The sequence below is a fragment of the Chromatocurvus halotolerans genome, assembly GCF_004340525.1.
GTDB classification, from domain to species: domain Bacteria; phylum Pseudomonadota; class Gammaproteobacteria; order Pseudomonadales; family Halieaceae; genus Chromatocurvus; species Chromatocurvus halotolerans.
Genome location: NZ_SLWX01000009.1, coordinates 14419 through 30032, shown reverse-complemented (window position 1 = coordinate 30032; position 15614 = coordinate 14419). Strand labels below are relative to the sequence as shown.

Below are 15614 nucleotides of genomic sequence, written 5' to 3'. Positions count from 1 at the left end.
CTCAAAGACGGTAACAATGCCTGCAAGACACGTCATGAATCACAGCAGCCACTGCCTGCGCGACCACTTTCTCCTGGCCATGCCGGGTCTGGATGAAGGTATTTTCGCGCACAGTGTCACCTACATCTGCGAGCACGGCGAAGCGGGCGCCATGGGTATTGTGATCAATCACGAACTGGATCTGAACCTGGCGGAAATCCTCGAGCATCTTGATATCGACGCGGACGCGCGCTTCCGCGACGTGCCCATAATGGCTGGCGGGCCGGTACAAACAGACCACGGCTTCATTCTTCACCGGCCCTCTGCCAACGAATGGGATGCCACGCTTCGAGTCACCCCGGAAATGCTGCTGACCACCTCCCAGGATATCCTGCGCGCCATCGCCGTCGGCGAGGGACCGGGCGAGTACCTGATTGCCCTCGGTTACGCCGGCTGGTCCGCGGGGCAGCTGGAGGAGGAGATCAGCCGCAACAGCTGGCTGACCCTGCCCGCGGACCACGGTATCCTGTTTCACACACCGCCGGAGCAGCGCCTGCAGGCCGCGGCGGCCGCGCTTGGCATCGACATGAACCTGATCAGCGCCCAGGCCGGGCACGCCTGACGGTCATCAAACCCCTGAAAGCCCCCCGCAGCGTCATGGCCTTTGACTTCGGGCTGCGCCAGATCGGCGTCGCGGTGGGTAACTGTCTCCTGTTCACGACGCAGCCGCTCATGGTCCTGCGCGCCAGGGAAGGGCAGCCCCAGTGGGACAGCGTCGCCGGCCTGCTCGGCGAATGGCGGCCAGACCTGCTGCTGGTAGGCGAACCGCTGAACATGGACGGCAGCAGCAGCGACATGGCCGAGCGTGCCGGACGCTTTGCGAGGAGACTGCACGGGCGCTTTGGCCTGCCGATAGAGATGGTGGATGAGCGCCTGACCAGCTTTGCGGTCAAGCAGGAACAGCGCGAGCTGGGCCACCGCGGCGATTACCATCGCCAGCCCGTGGACAGCCTGGCTGCCGAACTCATACTTCAGGGCTGGATGGCCGCCCGACAACAGGACTGACGGGGCGCGCCGACCGTCGGGCCCCGATCGACCCTCAGCTGTCGTCGACGCGAAGATCCACACTGGACACGCTGGCCAGGCTGCGACTGCCCTTGTCGTGCATCTTGATGCCGAGGCGTACATCGTTGGCGGAGTCAGCCGAGCGCTCGGCCTCCTCGGCGGTGATGAGCCCGTCCCGGTAGGCCGCGAGCAGCGACTGATCCAGGGTCTGCATACCCTGCCCGGTGGACTTGGTCATCACTTCCTTGATCAGGTGAACCTTGCCGTTGCGAATGTGGTCGGCGATCAGCGGCGAATTCAGCATGACCTCCATCACCGGCACACGACCCTCACCGACTTTGCGCGGCAGGAGCTGCTGCGCCACCATCGCTTTTAGGTTGAGGGACAGGTCCATCCAGACCTGGCTGTGCATCTGCGCGGGGAAAAAGCTCATGATCCGGTCAAGCGCCTGGTTGGCGTTATTGGCGTGCAGCGTGCACAGACAGAGATGGCCAGTCTCGGCGAACGTGATCGCGTGCTGCATGGTTTTGGCGGAGCGCACCTCGCCGATCATGATGACGTCGGGGGCCTGACGCAGGGCGTTCTGCAGGCCGACCTCAAAGGACTCGGTATCCAGGCCGACCTCGCGCTGGGTGATCAGACAACCCGCGTGGTCGTGCAGGAACTCGATGGGATCCTCGACGCTGAGAATGTGCCCCCGGGAATGCCGGTTGCGATGCCCCACCATGGCCGCCAGCGAGGTGGACTTGCCGGTACCGGTGCCGCCGACAAAGATCACCAGCCCGCGCTTGAGCATGGACAGGTCCTCAACAATAGGCGGCAGGCCCAGCTCTTCGATTCGCGGGATACGGGTCTGGATACGGCGCACCACAAGGCCGACACGGCCGCGCTGCACGAAGGCGCTAAGTCGAAAGCGTCCGTGTTTCTCGGACTGCACCGCGTAGTTGCACTCGTTGTGCCGGAGGAACTCGGTTCGCTGCGCGTCGGTCATGGTGGCAAGGACGAGGTCGCGAACTGCCTGCTCGTCCAGCGCCTCTGACTGCAGCGCAAAAATCTCGCCATCTACCTTGATGGAAGGCGCGGCGCGCGCGGTAATGAACCCGTCCGACGCACGCCGTTCTATCATTTCCGCCAGCAGGTTATCGAAGGTCATGGCCGTGCCTCATATCGATCACATCCCCAGGGCGATCAGAAATCCTCAGGGATACGCGCCTTCTCTTTGGCGATATCGCGACTGATCACCCGCTTGTTGACCAGCTCCCTGAGACACTGGTCCATGGTCTGCATGCCCACCGCCTGGCCGGTCTGGATGGCCGAGTACATCTGCGCCACCTTGTCCTCGCGGATAAGATTGCGGATAGCCGACGTTGCCCGCATGATTTCGTGCGCGGCCACGCGACCGCCGGTCGCCCGCTTGAGCAGTGTCTGGGATACCACCGCCTGCAGCGATTCCGACAGCATCGAGCGCACCATGGATTTCTCCGCGGCAGGAAAGACATCGATAACCCGGTCAATGGTTTTTGCCGCCGAGGTGGTGTGCAGCGTGCCGAACACCAGGTGGCCGGTCTCTGCGGCTGTCAGCGCCAGACGGATAGTCTCGAGGTCGCGCATCTCGCCCACCAGGATGATGTCCGGGTCCTCGCGCAGCGCCGAGCGCAGCGCTTCGGCGAAGCCGAGGGTATCGCGGTGCACCTCACGCTGGTTCATCAGGCACTTGCGGCTCTCATGCACGAATTCGATCGGGTCCTCGATGGTGAGGATGTGTTCGTACTTGTTGTCGTTGATGTAGTCTATCATCGCCGCCAGCGTGGTCGACTTGCCCGAACCGGTGGGCCCGGTGACCAGCACCAGCCCCCGCGGCATCATGCAGATATCGCGGAACACCTGACCCATGCCGAGGTCCTCCATGGACAGCACCTTGGAGGGAATGGTGCGGAAAACGCCGCCGGCGCCGCGGTTCTGGTTGAAGACATTGACCCGGAAGCGGGCCACACCAGGAACTTCGAAGGAAAAGTCGGTCTCGAGGAACTCCTCAAAATCCTTGCGCTGCTTGTCGTTCATGATGTCGTAAATGAGGTCGTGCACCTGCTTGTGCTCGAGCGGCGGCAGGTTGATACGGCGCACGTCGCCATCGACGCGGATCATGGGTGGCAGGCCGGCGGAAAGGTGCAGGTCTGATGCGCCCTGTTTCGCGCTGAAGGCAAGCAGTTCGGTGATATCCATTTCCGTTGTTTTCCCCTTTTCAGACAAGGTCAGGCGACGCGGTGGCTGCGAAGACAGCGCAAAACGACACGCTCAATGGGCGGGAGGCGTCGCCCCCTGTGCCGCTATCCGCTATTATTCCGGCATGGACGCAGAACGCATTCGCCTCAATATAGCAAACGTGCACCAAAGGGTAAGCACCGCCGCGGAAAAAGTTGGTCGCCGCGCCGATGACGTCACCGTGATGGCCGTGAGCAAGACCCGCAGCAGCGATGAGGTGCGCACCGCCGTTGCCGCGGGTCTGCGTGACCTCGGCGAAAACTACCTTCAGGAAGCGCTGGAAAAACGACAGGCCACCGCCGACCTCGACGCCCGCTGGCACTTCATCGGCCCGATCCAGTCCAACAAGACCCGCGCCATCGCCGAACATTTCGACTGGGTGCACAGCGTCGACCGGGAAAAGATCGCCCGCCGGCTGAATGAGCAGCGCCCCGACAGCCTGCCGCCGCTGGATATCTGCCTGCAGGTCAATGTCTCCCTCGAGGACAGCAAATCCGGCGTCGCCCCCGAAGACCTCGCGCCGCTGGCTCGCGCGATACTCCAGCTGCCGCGCCTTCGCCTGCGCGGACTGATGGCCATTCCGGCACCGACTGACGACGTGGCTGCCCAGCGCGCGGCCTTCGCGCGCGTCGCGGAGCTGTTCCGGGACCTGCAGGAAACGGTGCCCACAATGGACACTCTGTCCATGGGCATGTCGGCCGACCTCGAAAGCGCCATTGCCGAAGGCGCCACACTGGTGCGCATCGGCACCGATATCTTCGGCCCGCGCAGCGGATGATTTAACCGGCAACGCCCGTGTATACTCGCGGGCTTTCCCGGCCTTTGGGAGCACCTCGTGTCCGATTTCAGCATTGCCTTCATCGGTGCCGGCAACATGGCATCGAGCATTATTGGCGGGCTCACCGCCAGCGGCCACCGGGCGGCGTCGATTCACGCCGCCGACGTCTCCACAGAGAGTCTTGAACATCTGACCCGCGTGGCGCCGGTAACAACAGGTACCGACAATGCCGCGGCCGCGTCGGGAGCCGATGTCATCATCCTCGCGGTCAAGCCGCAGGTAATGGCGGAAGTCTGCGCCAGCATCGCGCCGGTTGTTGCCGAAAGCGACGCGCTGATCCTGACAATCGCGGCAGGCGTACCTATCGCCAGCTATCAACGATGGCTACATACGGCGGCGCCTGTTGTGCGTTGCATGCCCAACACACCATCGCTGCTCGGCAGTGGCGCCAGCGGGCTGTTCGCCAGCCCCGAGGTTTCCAGCCTGCAGCGCGAGCGCGCCCAGGCCATCATGGACGCGGTCGGCACCAGCGTGTGGGTCGAAGAGGAGCAGCAGCTGCACGCGGTGACGGCGGTCTCCGGCAGCGGACCGGCGTACTTTTTCCTGTTCATGGAAAGCATGGTGAATGCCGGTGAGCGGCTCGGGCTGGATCGCGACACCGCGACGGCGCTGGTTCAGCAGACCTGCCTCGGCGCCGCACGCATGGCGCTCGAGAGTGGTGTGCCACTGGACGAGCTGCGCCAGCGGGTGACCAGCCCGAAGGGCACCACCGAGCGCGCCATCGCCAGTTTCGAGGCACAGGGACTGCGCGAGCTCGTGCACAACGCACTGACTGCCTGCAGCGCGCGGTCAGAGGAGCTGAGCAATGAACTGGGCTGATTATTCACTACACAAGAGACCCCCGACGGCATGAGTGCACTGAACGAAATACTCGGCTATCTGATCCAGACCGCGCTGAGCCTGTACCTGCTGGTGATGCTGCTGCGCTTCCTGCTGCACGCATCGCAGGCCGACTTCTACAACCCGGTCAGCCAGTTCGTGGTCAAGGTCACCAATCCTGCGCTGGCGCCATTGCGGCGTCTGCTGCCTCCCGTGGGGCGCTTCGATCTCGCCGCGCTGGTCGAGTCGGTCCTGCTGCAGGCCCTGGGCATTGTGTTGCTGCTGCTTCTGAATGGCGTCGGACTGCCCAACATCACGCTCATCATCGCCTGGTCGGCGGTGGGCGTCATCGCACTGCTGGTGAATATCTATTTCTTTGCGCTGCTGGCCATGATCATCCTGAGCTGGGTGGCGGGAGGCAGCCGTCATCCGGCAATCCTGCTTATCTATCAGATTACCGAGCCGGTCATGGCGCCGGTGCGTCGCCTGCTGCCGCCGATGGGCGGCATCGACTTTTCACCCATCCTGGTATTTATTCTGATCAACGTCCTGCAGATTGCGCTGCGACACGTCGCCGCTGGAATTGGCCTGCACCCGGCGCTGGTGATGGGTCTCTGACCGGAGCCGCATGACCACCACGGCAACAGCGGGCTCGGTCGGGCTAGTCACCGCTCAGACGCTGCATTTCGACGAGCCGCTGGCGCTGGCCTGTGGCCGCAGCCTCGACAGCTACGACATCGTCTATGAAACCTATGGCGAACTGAACGCAGACCGCAGCAATGCGGTACTGATCTGTCATGCGCTCAGCGGCCATCACCACGCCGCCGGTCGCTATCGCACCGATGACCGCAAGCCGGGATGGTGGGAAGAATGCATCGGCCCAGGCAAGCCCATCGACACCCGCCGCTTTTTTGTCGTCAGCCTGAACAACATCGGTGGCTGCCACGGCTCCACCGGACCGGCGAGCATCAACCCGGGAACGGGCCAGCCCTGGGGGCCGGATTTTCCGGACCTGCGCGTGCGCGACTGGGTGCACAGCCAGGCACGCCTCGCCGACCGCCTCGGCATCGACTGCTGGGCCGCGGTCATCGGCGGCAGCCTGGGCGGCATGCAGGCAATGCGCTGGGCGCTGCTGTACCCCGACCGGCTGCGCCACTGCGTGGTGATTGCCGCCGCCCTGCGTCTCAGCGCACAGAATCTCGCCTTCAACGAAATCGCCCGCCACGCCATCGAAGCCGACCCGGACTTCGATAATGGCCACTACCTGCGCAACGGCAAGGTCCCGGTACGTGGACTCAGCCTGGCGCGCATGATCGGGCATATCACCTATCTGTCGGACGACGCCATGGCGGACAAGTTCGGGCGCGAACTGCGCTCGGGCAGCCTCGAACAGGGCGCGACGGAGGCCGCGGAATTCCAGGTGCAGAGCTACCTGCGTTACCAGGGCAGTCAGTTCTCCGAGAGCTTTGACGCCAACACCTACATTCTCATGACGCGGGCGCTGGACTACTTCGACCTGGCGCGGGAATACGGCGATGACCCGGTTGCCGCGCTGGAAAACAGCCGCTGTCGCTTCCTGGTGGTGTCTTTCAGCACGGACTGGCGCTTCTCGCCGGCGCGCTCGCGGGAGATCGTGGACGCACTGATTGCCGCCAGGCGGGATGTCACCTACGTGAATATTGATGCCAGCGAGGGCCACGACGCTTTCCTGATGCCGATACCGCGCTACCTCGACGTGTTCAGCGCCTATATGCAGCGCGTGGAGGCAGACCGCTGATGCGTCAGGACCTGGCCCACATCCTGCGCTGGATCAGGCCCGGCGCCCGCGTGCTCGACCTGGGGTGCGGCAACGGCGAGTTTCTGGAGCTGCTGCGCGACCGCCGGCAGGTGTCGGGCACCGGCATCGAGATCGACAGCGACAACATCACCGCGGCAGTGGCGCGTGGCCTCAGCATCCTGCAGCAGGATCTCGACGCCGGTCTGGACAACTTCCCGGACCAGAGCTTCGATACCGTGGTCATGGCCCACGCCCTGCAGGCCGTGCACTACCCGGACCGGGTACTCGACGAGATGCTGCGCATCGGCCGCGAGGGCATCGTCACCTTTCCCAATTTCGGCCACTGGCAGTGCCGTCTGCACCTGGCCTCCCGGGGCCGTATGCCAGTATCGCGCTTCATGCCCTATACTTGGTACGACACGCCGAATATCCACTTCTGTACCGTGCGCGACTTCGAGACCCTCTGTGCGCAAAAGGGCATACGCATTCTGGCGCGGGACATGGTGGGCAATTCGGCATCCCATGCACTGCTTGCCAACAGCTGGCCGAATCTGTTCGCGCTGACGGCGATCTACCACATAACGCGCTGATATGTATCGTTTATTCAAAAACACCACCGTCCTCGCCTGCCTGCTGCTGCCGCTGGTGGCCGTCACTGCGCAGGCCCAGCAGTCCAAGCGCTTCGACAACTACGAGCTGCACTTCAGCGTGGTCAACACGACCTTCCTCGATCCCGAGGTGGCGGCGCAGTACGGCATTGTCCGCGGCAAGCGGCGCGGTATCGTCAATATCGCCGTGCGCGAGCACCTGGAGGGCAAGGGGGATGCGGAGGCCACCACGGTGCCCATGGCGCTGAAAGGCCGGTCCTGGGACCTGATTGCCGAGCAGCCGATGGACTTTATCGAGATCAATGAAGACTCCGCGGTGTATTACATCGGCGAGTTCAAGTTCATCAATCGCGAGTGGCGCTGGTTCGAGCTGACCTTCCGCCCACAGGGCGCCGACCGCACCTATACCCACAAATTCAAGCACCAGCTCTACATCCACTGATATGGCAGCGCTCGCGGGAAGGGTGGTTGTCGCCAGCGGCAATGCGGGCAAGGTGGCCGAGCTGTCGCGCACGCTCGCACCCCTGTCGCTGGAACTGGTCACGCAGGACAGCCTGGGCGTAGCGGAGGTCGCCGAAACCGGCGCCACCTTTGTGGAGAACGCGCTGATCAAGGCACGGAACGCGGCTCGCCATACCGGCCTGCCGGCAATCGCCGACGATTCGGGCCTTGAAGTCGCGGCGCTGTCCGGCGCCCCCGGTGTTCACTCGGCGCGCTATTCCGGGGAGGGCGACGCCGGCAACAACGCCAAGCTGCTGCGCGCCCTCGCAACTGTCAAGCAGACGGAACGCCATGCGCGCTTTTACTGTGCCCTGGTACTGCTGCGCCACGCGGAGGATCCCACGCCCGTGATTGCGCTGGGCAGCTGGCGCGGCCGCATCCTGCACGTGGCCCGCGGCGAGGGCGGCTTCGGCTACGACCCCCTGTTCTGGGTCGACTCCCATCAGTGCAGTGCCGCGGAGCTGCCGCGGGACGAGAAAAACCGTATCAGTCATCGCGGCAGGGCCAGCATCGCGCTGCTCGACGCGCTGCGTTACGAAGACGGGTGAACCCCGCAGCGGATGCCCTGGGGCTGTATATCCACCTTCCCTGGTGCGAGAAAAAGTGCCCCTATTGTGATTTCAACTCCCACGAGCGCCGGCACCTGCCCGAAGATCGCTATGTGACCGCGCTGCTGCAGGACCTGGATCACGATATCGCGCTGGCCGGCAAGCGACAGGTCACCAGCATTTTCATCGGCGGCGGCACGCCCAGCCTGTTTTCCGCCGGCGCCATCGACCGGCTTCTGCAGGGCGTGAACGCGCGTCTGCAGCTGGCCGGGGATATCGAGATAACGCTGGAAAGCAATCCCGGCAGCGCCGAAGCGGGCAAATTCGCCGGTTTCCGTGCCGCCGGCGTCAACCGCCTGTCACTGGGCATACAGAGCTTTCACGATGCCTCGCTGCAGGCTCTGGGACGGGTTCACAGTGCGACGCAGGCGCTGCGGGCCGTCGACGCGGCCCGCGCGGCCGGCTTTGACAACCTGAACCTGGACCTGATGCACGGCCTGCCGGACCAGAGTGTGAAGGCGGGTATGGCCGACCTGCAGCAGGCCATGCGGCTCGCCCCGGAGCACCTGTCCTGGTATCAGCTCACCATCGAACCCAATACGCGTTTCTACAGCGCGCCACCACTGCTGCCCGTGGAGGACAGCCTCGCCAGGCTGGAGGAGGAGGGCGGCGCGGCACTCGCGGCCGGGGGCTTCATGCGCTACGAAGTCTCTGCCTACGCCCGCGGCGCCCGCTGTCGGCACAACCTCACCTACTGGCAGTTCGGGGACTACCTGGCGCTCGGCGCCGGCGCGCATGGCAAGATCACGCGGCCGGACGGCAGTGTCTGGCGCTATGCAAAAACCCGGCAGCCGGACGCCTATCTGACCGCGACGCCCGGACAGCACACCAGCCAGCAGCGCCTGCTGAGCGCCCAGGACCTTGTCGGAGAATTCATGCTCAATGCACTGCGGCTGGATGCGGGCGTGCCCGTGCAGCGGTTCAGCGAAGCGACGGGACTGCCATTCGACGCCATACAGGCGACGGTGGCGAGCCTTGTCGAGGAGGATCTTCTTGAGACTTCCCCCGATGTCCTTTGCACGACGCGCCTGGGGCGGCGTTTTCTGGACAACGTTGTAGCGCGTTTCTTTGCCGATTGACCCACGCGCCGGTGCCGGAAATACACCGGGCGCTAACTGGCCATGCCCTGGCGACGGGTGAATACCAGATCGCGAACGCCGTGACCCAGTCGCGTCCCGCGCTGCTCGAAGCGGGTCAGGGGTCGACTCTCCGGGCGAGGCACGAAGCCTCCGTTTTCTGCGGTGTTCTGTAGCAGGGGATTGTCCGATAGCACCTCGAGCATCTGCTCTGCATATGGCTCCCAATCCGTTGCCAGGTGCAGACGACCGCCCGGCCGCAGTCGACTCGCTACCAGATCGACAAAATCCGGCTGAATCAGTCGGCGCTTGTGATGGCGCTTTTTATGCCAGGGGTCCGGGAAGAATATCTGCACCGCATCCAGCGCTTCTGCGGCAATACAGTCGCGCAGAACCTCTACCGCATCGTGGCAGAACACCCGGACATTGCCGAGACCCTGCTCTGCCAGCAGATGCAGCAGTCGGCCAACGCCGGGGCGGTGTACCTCGATACCGATAAAGCCCGTTTCCGGACTCGCAGCAGCCATGTCGGCAAGTGACTGCCCCATGCCAAATCCGATTTCCAGCACGCGTGGCGTGTCCGCGCCAAAGGTGGCGTCGAGATCGAGTGCTTCCGCAGCGTAATCCAGCCCCCAGCGACGCCACTCACGATCAAAGGCACGCTGCTGGGCGTCGGTCATGCGGCCGGCTCGCAGCACGAAACTGCGTATGGGCCGCCGCGGGCGCGTATCGCTCATAGAGGGTCAGGAACAACCGGTATCAGGGCAGTAGCTTCCAGCCGACGGCCGCCAGGCAGCCCCAGCCGGCAATAAAGGCGAGGCCACCCAGCGGGGTGATGGCACCGAGCCACTTCACCCCGGTGAGACTGAGTGCATAGAGGCTGCCGGAAAACAGGAACAGCCCGATAACAAACAGCCAGCCGCTCGACCTGAGGAGACTGGAATCGGGCGCACTGACCGCGAGAAGTCCCACTGCCAGCAGGGCCAGGCTATGATAGAAGTGGTATTGCACGGCCGTCTCGAAGATATCGCGGGCATAGTCATCGAGTCGCCCACGCAGGGCGTGGGCGCCGAAAGCGCCAACCGTCACGGCGAGCAGACCGGCGAACGCGCCGAGGGTAATGAACAACCTTGCCATGGCGCTGGTGGACTCCGTCAGGCGGCGATAGTGGCGCGCAGCTTTTTCATCGCTGCCTGTTCAAGCTGGCGAATCCGCTCTGCAGATACGCCATACTCGGCTGCCAGCTCATGCAGCGTGGCCTTGTTTTCCGCGAGCCAGCGGCGGGCCAGAATGTCACGACTACGCGCGTCGAGCTCTTCCAGCGCGAGATACAGGCCGTCTTCACTGCTTTGCTGCCAGTTCTCGGACTCGACCGCCTGCGCCGGATCACCGGAATGATCTTCCAGGTAGTACTGCGGCGACTGCCAGACATTATCATCGTCGCTGTCCGCAGGCGCATCAAACGCCAGATCGCGGTTGCTCAGGCGACCCTCCATGCGCTGCACTTCCTGTACGTTGACACCGAGATCCGCGGCGACCGCCTGCGCCTCGTCGGCACTCAGCCACGCCAGACCCTTTTTGGCGCTGCGCAGGTTGAAGAACAGCTTGCGCTGTGCCTTGGTGGTTGCCACCTTGACGATGCGCCAGTTGCGCAGGATGAATTCGTGAATCTCTGCCTTTATCCAGTGCACCGCGAAGGACACCAGCCGCACACCCTTGTCCGGGTTGAAGCGCTTCACCGCCTTCATCAGGCCGACATTGCCCTCCTGAATGAGGTCGGCCTCGGCCAGGCCATAACCGCGGTAGCTGCGGGCGATGTGCACAACGAAACGCAGGTGCGACATCACGAGTTCGCGGGCGGCCTGCACGTCGTTGTCAAAGTACAGCTGCCGTGCCAGCTCCTGCTCACGATCGACGGTGAGTATGGGTATACGCCCGATGGCCTGCACGTAGGCCGCCAGGTTGGCTCCCGGTACCAGCTGATCTATCGGCTGAATGGTCATTGTCATGGTTGTCCCCTCCACAGCGGAGCCAAGTTTAGCACTCCAGCCATTAGAGTGCTAACACCCGGAAAGTTCCCGCCCACCGGCCCCAGCGAGCGCGTTTTCACAGGAGCGACATCAACCTGGGCCATCATGCCGGCTCGACCGCCCGCAGGTGTCGGGACACAGCGACCCAGGCGCCGACAAGCCCCAGCACGCCACCTGCAAGCACCAGCTGGCAGCTGCCGACAATTCCGAGCCCGCTGAGGCTCCACTCGGCATCATAGGCGGCGGCCAGTGCCGATACCGGCCCGCCCAGCGACCAGAGCCCCAGTGCAGTGAGCATCGCGGCGGCGACACCGCCGCCAACGCCGTACCACAACCCGGTATAAAGAAAAGGTCGGCGCACGAAGGCGTTGCTGCCGCCAACCAGCCGGACCACCCGGATCTCCTCACGGCGATTTTCTATCGCGAGGCGAATGGTATTGCCGAGGATCAGCACCACCCCCATGCTCAGCAGCAGCGCCAGCGTCAACACAATACGTTCGCCCACGGCGAGCAGCCCCTGCAGTCGCCGCAGCCACGCACTATCCACGACCACCTCCGCCACCGCTGGCAGTCCCGACAGCGCTGCAGCGAGATCTTCGCTCGCCGCCACGGACGTCCGGTCCCGGGGGGTAACCAGAAGCAGGTGCGGCAGGGGATTGCTCCCAAGACCGTCGATAATGTCGGCAAAACCCGACTGTTCCCGAAATTCTTCCAGCGCCTTGTCACGCGAATGGTAGCGCACGCCGGCCACGTCATCCCGCTCGCTGATGGTCTGCGCCAGCGCGCGGGCGGCGGCAGTATCGACCGACTCCGCGAGAAACAGCGAGAGGCTCGCCTCATCCGCCACACTACCCTCGAGGCCACGAAGATTATCCAGGGTCAGCATCAGGCTGACCGGGAGGGCCATGGCGATGCCGACGACCAGCCAGGTCAGCATGCTGGACACGGGATGATCGAGTATCTTCAGCAGGGAGTCTGCGGCGGATGCACGGTGATGCCGCACCCAGGCCCGATAGCGGGTAACGACACCGCGGCGCGCAACACGCGCACCTTCGGGAGGCCGTTTTTTCGCACGAGGCACGTTAGTGAGTACCCACAAGCCTGCCCTCGCGCAAGGTGACAATGCGATGCCGCAGGCGGGAGATCAGGGACAGGTCGTGGCTGGCAATCAGCACCGTGAGACCGACGCGGGCAAAGTCGGCGAACAACTGCATGATTTCCGCCGACAGCGCCGGGTCCAGGTTGCCGGTGGGTTCGTCCGCCAGCAATACCGGTGGCCGGCCGACGACCGCCCGGGCGATGCCCACCCGCTGTTGCTCGCCGCCGGACAGCGTGACCGGCATGGCGCGCTCGTGATCCAGCAGGCCGACCTTGTCCAGCGCCGCACGCACCCGGCGCCCGACCTCGCGATCGTCGTAGCCGGCAATCGTGAGCGGCAGCGCGACATTATCGAACACCGGGCGATCAAACAGCAGCCGGTGATTCTGGAACACCACACCGATACCGCGCCGGTGTGCCGGCACACCGCGGCGGCCAATGCGCGACAGATCGTTGCCGTTGACCACGACCCGACCCCGCGTCGGCTGCTCCATAAGCATGATGAGGCGCAGCAGCGTGCTCTTGCCGGCACCGGAGTGTCCGGTGAGAAACACCAGCTCGTCGCGATTGACGTCAAAGGACACTTCACGCAGCGCGTCGTGACCGTTGTCGTAGCGCTTGCTGACCCGCTCGAAGGAGATCACCCGCGCTACTCGCGATCAAACAGGGCGTCAATGAACTCGCGGGCGGCAAAGGGCCGCAGGTCCTCGGCCGTTTCACCGACGCCGATATAGCGAATCGGCAGTCCGAGCTTCTGTGCGATGGCAAAGATGATGCCGCCCTTGGCCGTGCCGTCGAGCTTGGTCAGCGTGATGCCGGTCACGCCCACGGCATCGGTGAAATGACTCGCCTGCGCCAGCGCGTTCTGCCCGGTGCCCGCATCCAGAACCAGCATCACCTCGTGCGGGGCCTGAGGGTCCTGCTTGCGCAGCACGCGCACCACCTTGCGCAGCTCCTCCATCAGGTTGTCCTTGTTGTGCAGACGTCCGGCGGTATCCGCGATCAGCACGTCGACCTCCCGCGCCTTTGCCGACGCCAGAGCATCAAACAGCACAGAGGCGCTGTCGGCGCCGGTATGCTGGGCAACCACCGGGACCTGGTTGCGCTCACCCCACACCTGAAGCTGTTCGACGGCGGCGGCGCGAAAGGTATCGCCCGCCGCCAGCATGACCGACAGACCCTGGTCGCGATAGCGGTTCGCCAGCTTGCCGATAGTCGTGGTCTTGCCGACACCGTTCACGCCGACCATCAGAATGACATAGGGCTTGTGCCCGGTGACCTCCAGCGGCTTTTCACAGGGCTCGAGAATGGCAAACAGTTCATCGCGCAGGGCATCACCCAGTGCTTCGGGCTGCGTCAGCTCCTTGCGGGACACGCGCTGGGTCAGGCGTTCGATGGTCTGCATCGTCGCCTCGACGCCCAGGTCGGCCATCAGCAGCCGCGATTCCAGTTCCTCGAGCAGTTCGGCGTCGATTTCCTTGCGGCCAAGGAACAGGTTGCCCACGCCGGCGACCAGGTTATCGCTGGTGCGCCCCAGCCCGCGCCGAAGACGGGCGAAGAACCCGTCGCCATCCGCCTCCTGTGGCTTCGGCCGCTCCGCCGGCACGGGCTGGGGCGCAGGGCTCGATACAGCCTCATCAGACCCCTCGGGTGGAGTTACGACGGCGGCATCATCGGGCGCGGATTCGGGTTTCTTGCGTTTGAAGAACTTCATAATGACCGTGATAAAGTAAAGGCTGGCGCCCGGGACAGCGTCTATCCTACCATCGCGGCAAAGAGTGAAGAAATGGCGACAGGTCGCAGGCAGCCCGCAGCACGGCATCCGGCAGGCGGACAGATCCGGATTATTGGGGGTCGCTGGCGCGGCCGCCGACTGCCGGTGGCCGATGCACAGGGCCTGCGTCCCACCGCCGACCGCATTCGTGAAACCCTGTTCAACTGGCTACAGCCCGATATTGCGGGTGCCCGCTGCCTCGACCTGTTTGCGGGCAGCGGTGCCCTGGGAATCGAAGCGCTCTCGCGCGGCGCCGCTCACTGCACCTTTGTCGACAGCAACACGGATGTGCTGCGCGCTGTGGCAACAGCCCTGGCAACACTGGAAGCCGGCGGTAAGGCCGACTGCCATGCGATGCAGGCCTCGGACTTCGTCGCCAGCTGTCAACGTCACTACGACGTGATTTTTCTCGATCCACCCTTCGCACAGAATCTGCTGCCGGGTATCTGCCAGCAGCTTCAGGCCAGTGCTGTGCCGGGCAAAGACAGCCTGATCTACATCGAAAGCGGGCAGGCGCCTGAAGCGTGGTTCCCCGGCGGACAGTGGGAGGCATTGCGACAGAAACGTGCCGGGGCGGTCCATTACGGGCTGTACCGCTGCGCGCCTCGGCACTGATCGGTCCCGGCGCCGAATTGTGGGACGGCGGTGAATTGTTTACCATCGCGGCTCGCAGCGGCAGGGGGATGTGGCCATGAGTCGCGAGACGGTTATCTATCCGGGCACCTTCGATCCGATCACCAACGGACACGTGGACCTGGCGGAGCGCGCGGCACGCCTGTTTGATCGTGTTGTTGTGGCTATCGCCTACAGTGAAAAAAAGACGCCGCTGTTTGATCTCGAGCAGCGGGTTGATCTCTGCCGCACCTCGCTGTCACACCTCGACAACATAGAGGTCGTGGGCTTTGCCAACCTGCTGACGGATTTTGCCAAGAGCCAGAACGCCCGCTGCGTGCTGCGTGGCCTTCGCGCTGTCGCGGATTTCGAGTACGAGTTTCAGCTGGCAAACATGAACCGGGCGATCTACCCGGAATTCGAAAGCATCTTCCTGACACCCTCGGAACACCTGTCCTACATCTCTTCGTCCCTGGTGCGCGAAATTGCAGCGCTGCACGGCGATGTCACGCCATTTGTGCCGGCGGTGGTGGCCAGGGCCCTGGCAGAAAAATTCGACCGGTAAGC

The 15614-nt window shown here is 64.1% G+C and carries 20 protein-coding genes; 12 read left to right on the top strand and 8 right to left on the bottom strand.

Going from position 1 to position 15614, the window contains the following annotated elements; all coding sequences use genetic code 11:
* The first annotated feature begins 34 nt into the window (after positions 1-34).
* Positions 35-601: a YqgE/AlgH family protein gene (locus EV688_RS11055; protein WP_117318349.1), complete on the top strand. Its 567-nt coding sequence runs from the start codon at positions 35-37 to the stop codon at positions 599-601.
* Between the two features lie 35 nt (positions 602-636).
* A complete protein-coding gene (ruvX, locus tag EV688_RS11050; RefSeq protein ID WP_205686656.1) occupies positions 637-1044 on the top strand; it encodes a Holliday junction resolvase RuvX in 408 nt (135 codons plus the stop codon).
* A gap of 34 nt (positions 1045-1078) precedes the next feature.
* On the opposite strand, the gene EV688_RS11045 is transcribed toward ruvX, so the two are convergent.
* On the bottom strand, positions 1079-2197 hold the full coding sequence (locus EV688_RS11045; RefSeq protein WP_117318351.1) for a PilT/PilU family type 4a pilus ATPase: 1119 nt from the start codon (positions 2195-2197) through the stop codon (positions 1079-1081).
* Positions 2198-2232: 35 nt separating this feature from the next.
* Positions 2233-3267, bottom strand: a complete 1035-nt coding sequence (locus EV688_RS11040) for a type IV pilus twitching motility protein PilT (RefSeq protein WP_117318353.1) — start codon at positions 3265-3267, stop codon at positions 2233-2235.
* Between the two features lie 124 nt (positions 3268-3391).
* Between EV688_RS11040 and EV688_RS11035 the strand changes: the two genes are divergently transcribed.
* Genes EV688_RS11035 through hemW form a run of 8 tightly spaced genes read left to right on the top strand, consistent with a single transcriptional unit; the run spans position 3392 to position 9536 of the window.
* Positions 3392-4084, top strand: coding sequence for a YggS family pyridoxal phosphate-dependent enzyme (locus EV688_RS11035; RefSeq protein ID WP_117318355.1), 693 nt, complete (start codon positions 3392-3394; stop codon positions 4082-4084).
* A 57-nt stretch (positions 4085-4141) separates the two neighbouring features.
* A complete protein-coding gene (proC, locus tag EV688_RS11030) occupies positions 4142-4963 on the top strand; it encodes a pyrroline-5-carboxylate reductase (protein WP_117318357.1) in 822 nt (273 codons plus the stop codon).
* Positions 4964-4993: 30 nt separating this feature from the next.
* Positions 4994-5581 carry a YggT family protein gene (locus EV688_RS11025; protein ID WP_117318359.1) on the top strand — a complete coding sequence of 196 codons (588 nt, stop codon included), beginning with the start codon at positions 4994-4996 and terminating at the stop codon, positions 5579-5581.
* A gap of 10 nt (positions 5582-5591) precedes the next feature.
* Positions 5592-6740 (top strand): homoserine O-succinyltransferase MetX, encoded by a 1149-nt coding sequence (metX, locus tag EV688_RS11020; protein WP_117318361.1) that lies wholly within the window; start codon positions 5592-5594, stop codon positions 6738-6740.
* Positions 6740-7330, top strand: coding sequence for a methionine biosynthesis protein MetW (gene metW / locus EV688_RS11015; protein ID WP_117318363.1), 591 nt, complete (start codon positions 6740-6742; stop codon positions 7328-7330). The genes metX and metW overlap by 1 nt, the downstream gene beginning before the upstream one ends.
* Before the next feature lies 1 nt (position 7331).
* Complete coding sequence (locus EV688_RS11010; protein ID WP_117318365.1) at positions 7332-7790, top strand: DUF4426 domain-containing protein; 459 nt, start codon at positions 7332-7334, stop codon at positions 7788-7790.
* Position 7791: 1 nt separating this feature from the next.
* Positions 7792-8397 (top strand): RdgB/HAM1 family non-canonical purine NTP pyrophosphatase, encoded by a 606-nt coding sequence (gene rdgB / locus EV688_RS11005; RefSeq protein ID WP_117318367.1) that lies wholly within the window; start codon positions 7792-7794, stop codon positions 8395-8397.
* A complete protein-coding gene (gene hemW, locus EV688_RS11000) occupies positions 8394-9536 on the top strand; it encodes a radical SAM family heme chaperone HemW (protein ID WP_117318369.1) in 1143 nt (380 codons plus the stop codon). The genes rdgB and hemW overlap by 4 nt, the downstream gene beginning before the upstream one ends.
* Positions 9537-9568: 32 nt before the next feature.
* Here hemW and trmB read toward each other — a convergent pair whose 3' ends face one another.
* From trmB to ftsY, 6 genes are all read right to left on the bottom strand, one after another.
* Positions 9569-10213, bottom strand: coding sequence for a tRNA (guanosine(46)-N7)-methyltransferase TrmB (gene trmB, locus EV688_RS10995; RefSeq protein WP_243650299.1), 645 nt, complete (start codon positions 10211-10213; stop codon positions 9569-9571).
* Between the two features lie 79 nt (positions 10214-10292).
* Entirely contained in the window at positions 10293-10670 is a 378-nt protein-coding gene (locus EV688_RS10990; protein WP_117318373.1) for a DUF423 domain-containing protein, read from the bottom strand.
* 17 nt (positions 10671-10687) lie between these two features.
* Positions 10688-11542 carry an RNA polymerase sigma factor RpoH gene (gene rpoH / locus EV688_RS10985; protein ID WP_117318375.1) on the bottom strand — a complete coding sequence of 285 codons (855 nt, stop codon included), beginning with the start codon at positions 11540-11542 and terminating at the stop codon, positions 10688-10690.
* 124 nt (positions 11543-11666) lie between these two features.
* Entirely contained in the window at positions 11667-12644 is a 978-nt protein-coding gene (gene ftsX, locus EV688_RS10980) for a permease-like cell division protein FtsX (protein ID WP_207895405.1), read from the bottom strand.
* Position 12645: 1 nt separating this feature from the next.
* Positions 12646-13305 carry a cell division ATP-binding protein FtsE gene (gene ftsE, locus EV688_RS10975; RefSeq protein WP_117318377.1) on the bottom strand — a complete coding sequence of 220 codons (660 nt, stop codon included), beginning with the start codon at positions 13303-13305 and terminating at the stop codon, positions 12646-12648.
* Positions 13306-13310: 5 nt separating this feature from the next.
* A complete protein-coding gene (ftsY, locus tag EV688_RS10970; protein ID WP_117318379.1) occupies positions 13311-14375 on the bottom strand; it encodes a signal recognition particle-docking protein FtsY in 1065 nt (354 codons plus the stop codon).
* A 72-nt stretch (positions 14376-14447) separates the two neighbouring features.
* Here ftsY and rsmD point away from each other — a divergent pair, with 72 nt between their 5' ends.
* Together rsmD and coaD are read left to right on the top strand one after the other, a co-directional pair.
* Positions 14448-15050 carry a 16S rRNA (guanine(966)-N(2))-methyltransferase RsmD gene (gene rsmD / locus EV688_RS10965; protein WP_117318381.1) on the top strand — a complete coding sequence of 201 codons (603 nt, stop codon included), beginning with the start codon at positions 14448-14450 and terminating at the stop codon, positions 15048-15050.
* A 76-nt stretch (positions 15051-15126) separates the two neighbouring features.
* A complete protein-coding gene (gene coaD / locus EV688_RS10960; protein ID WP_117318383.1) occupies positions 15127-15612 on the top strand; it encodes a pantetheine-phosphate adenylyltransferase in 486 nt (161 codons plus the stop codon).
* Positions 15613-15614: the final 2 nt, after the last annotated feature.

Coding starts and splice junctions, on each gene's coding strand:
- EV688_RS11055 (WP_117318349.1), top strand. CDS start 35: ATGAATCACAGCAGCCACTGCCTGCGCGACCACTTTCTCCTGGCCATG.
- ruvX (WP_205686656.1), top strand. CDS start 637: ATGGCCTTTGACTTCGGGCTGCGCCAGATCGGCGTCGCGGTGGGTAAC.
- EV688_RS11045 (WP_117318351.1), bottom strand. CDS start 2,197: ATGACCTTCGATAACCTGCTGGCGGAAATGATAGAACGGCGTGCGTCG.
- EV688_RS11040 (WP_117318353.1), bottom strand. CDS start 3,267: ATGGATATCACCGAACTGCTTGCCTTCAGCGCGAAACAGGGCGCATCA.
- EV688_RS11035 (WP_117318355.1), top strand. CDS start 3,392: ATGGACGCAGAACGCATTCGCCTCAATATAGCAAACGTGCACCAAAGG.
- EV688_RS11025 (WP_117318359.1), top strand. CDS start 4,994: ATGAGTGCACTGAACGAAATACTCGGCTATCTGATCCAGACCGCGCTG.
- metX (WP_117318361.1), top strand. CDS start 5,592: ATGACCACCACGGCAACAGCGGGCTCGGTCGGGCTAGTCACCGCTCAG.
- metW (WP_117318363.1), top strand. CDS start 6,740: ATGCGTCAGGACCTGGCCCACATCCTGCGCTGGATCAGGCCCGGCGCC.
- EV688_RS11010 (WP_117318365.1), top strand. CDS start 7,332: ATGTATCGTTTATTCAAAAACACCACCGTCCTCGCCTGCCTGCTGCTG.
- rdgB (WP_117318367.1), top strand. CDS start 7,792: ATGGCAGCGCTCGCGGGAAGGGTGGTTGTCGCCAGCGGCAATGCGGGC.
- trmB (WP_243650299.1), bottom strand. CDS start 10,213: ATGACCGACGCCCAGCAGCGTGCCTTTGATCGTGAGTGGCGTCGCTGG.
- EV688_RS10990 (WP_117318373.1), bottom strand. CDS start 10,670: ATGGCAAGGTTGTTCATTACCCTCGGCGCGTTCGCCGGTCTGCTCGCC.
- rpoH (WP_117318375.1), bottom strand. CDS start 11,542: ATGACAATGACCATTCAGCCGATAGATCAGCTGGTACCGGGAGCCAAC.
- ftsY (WP_117318379.1), bottom strand. CDS start 14,375: ATGAAGTTCTTCAAACGCAAGAAACCCGAATCCGCGCCCGATGATGCC.
- rsmD (WP_117318381.1), top strand. CDS start 14,448: ATGGCGACAGGTCGCAGGCAGCCCGCAGCACGGCATCCGGCAGGCGGA.
- coaD (WP_117318383.1), top strand. CDS start 15,127: ATGAGTCGCGAGACGGTTATCTATCCGGGCACCTTCGATCCGATCACC.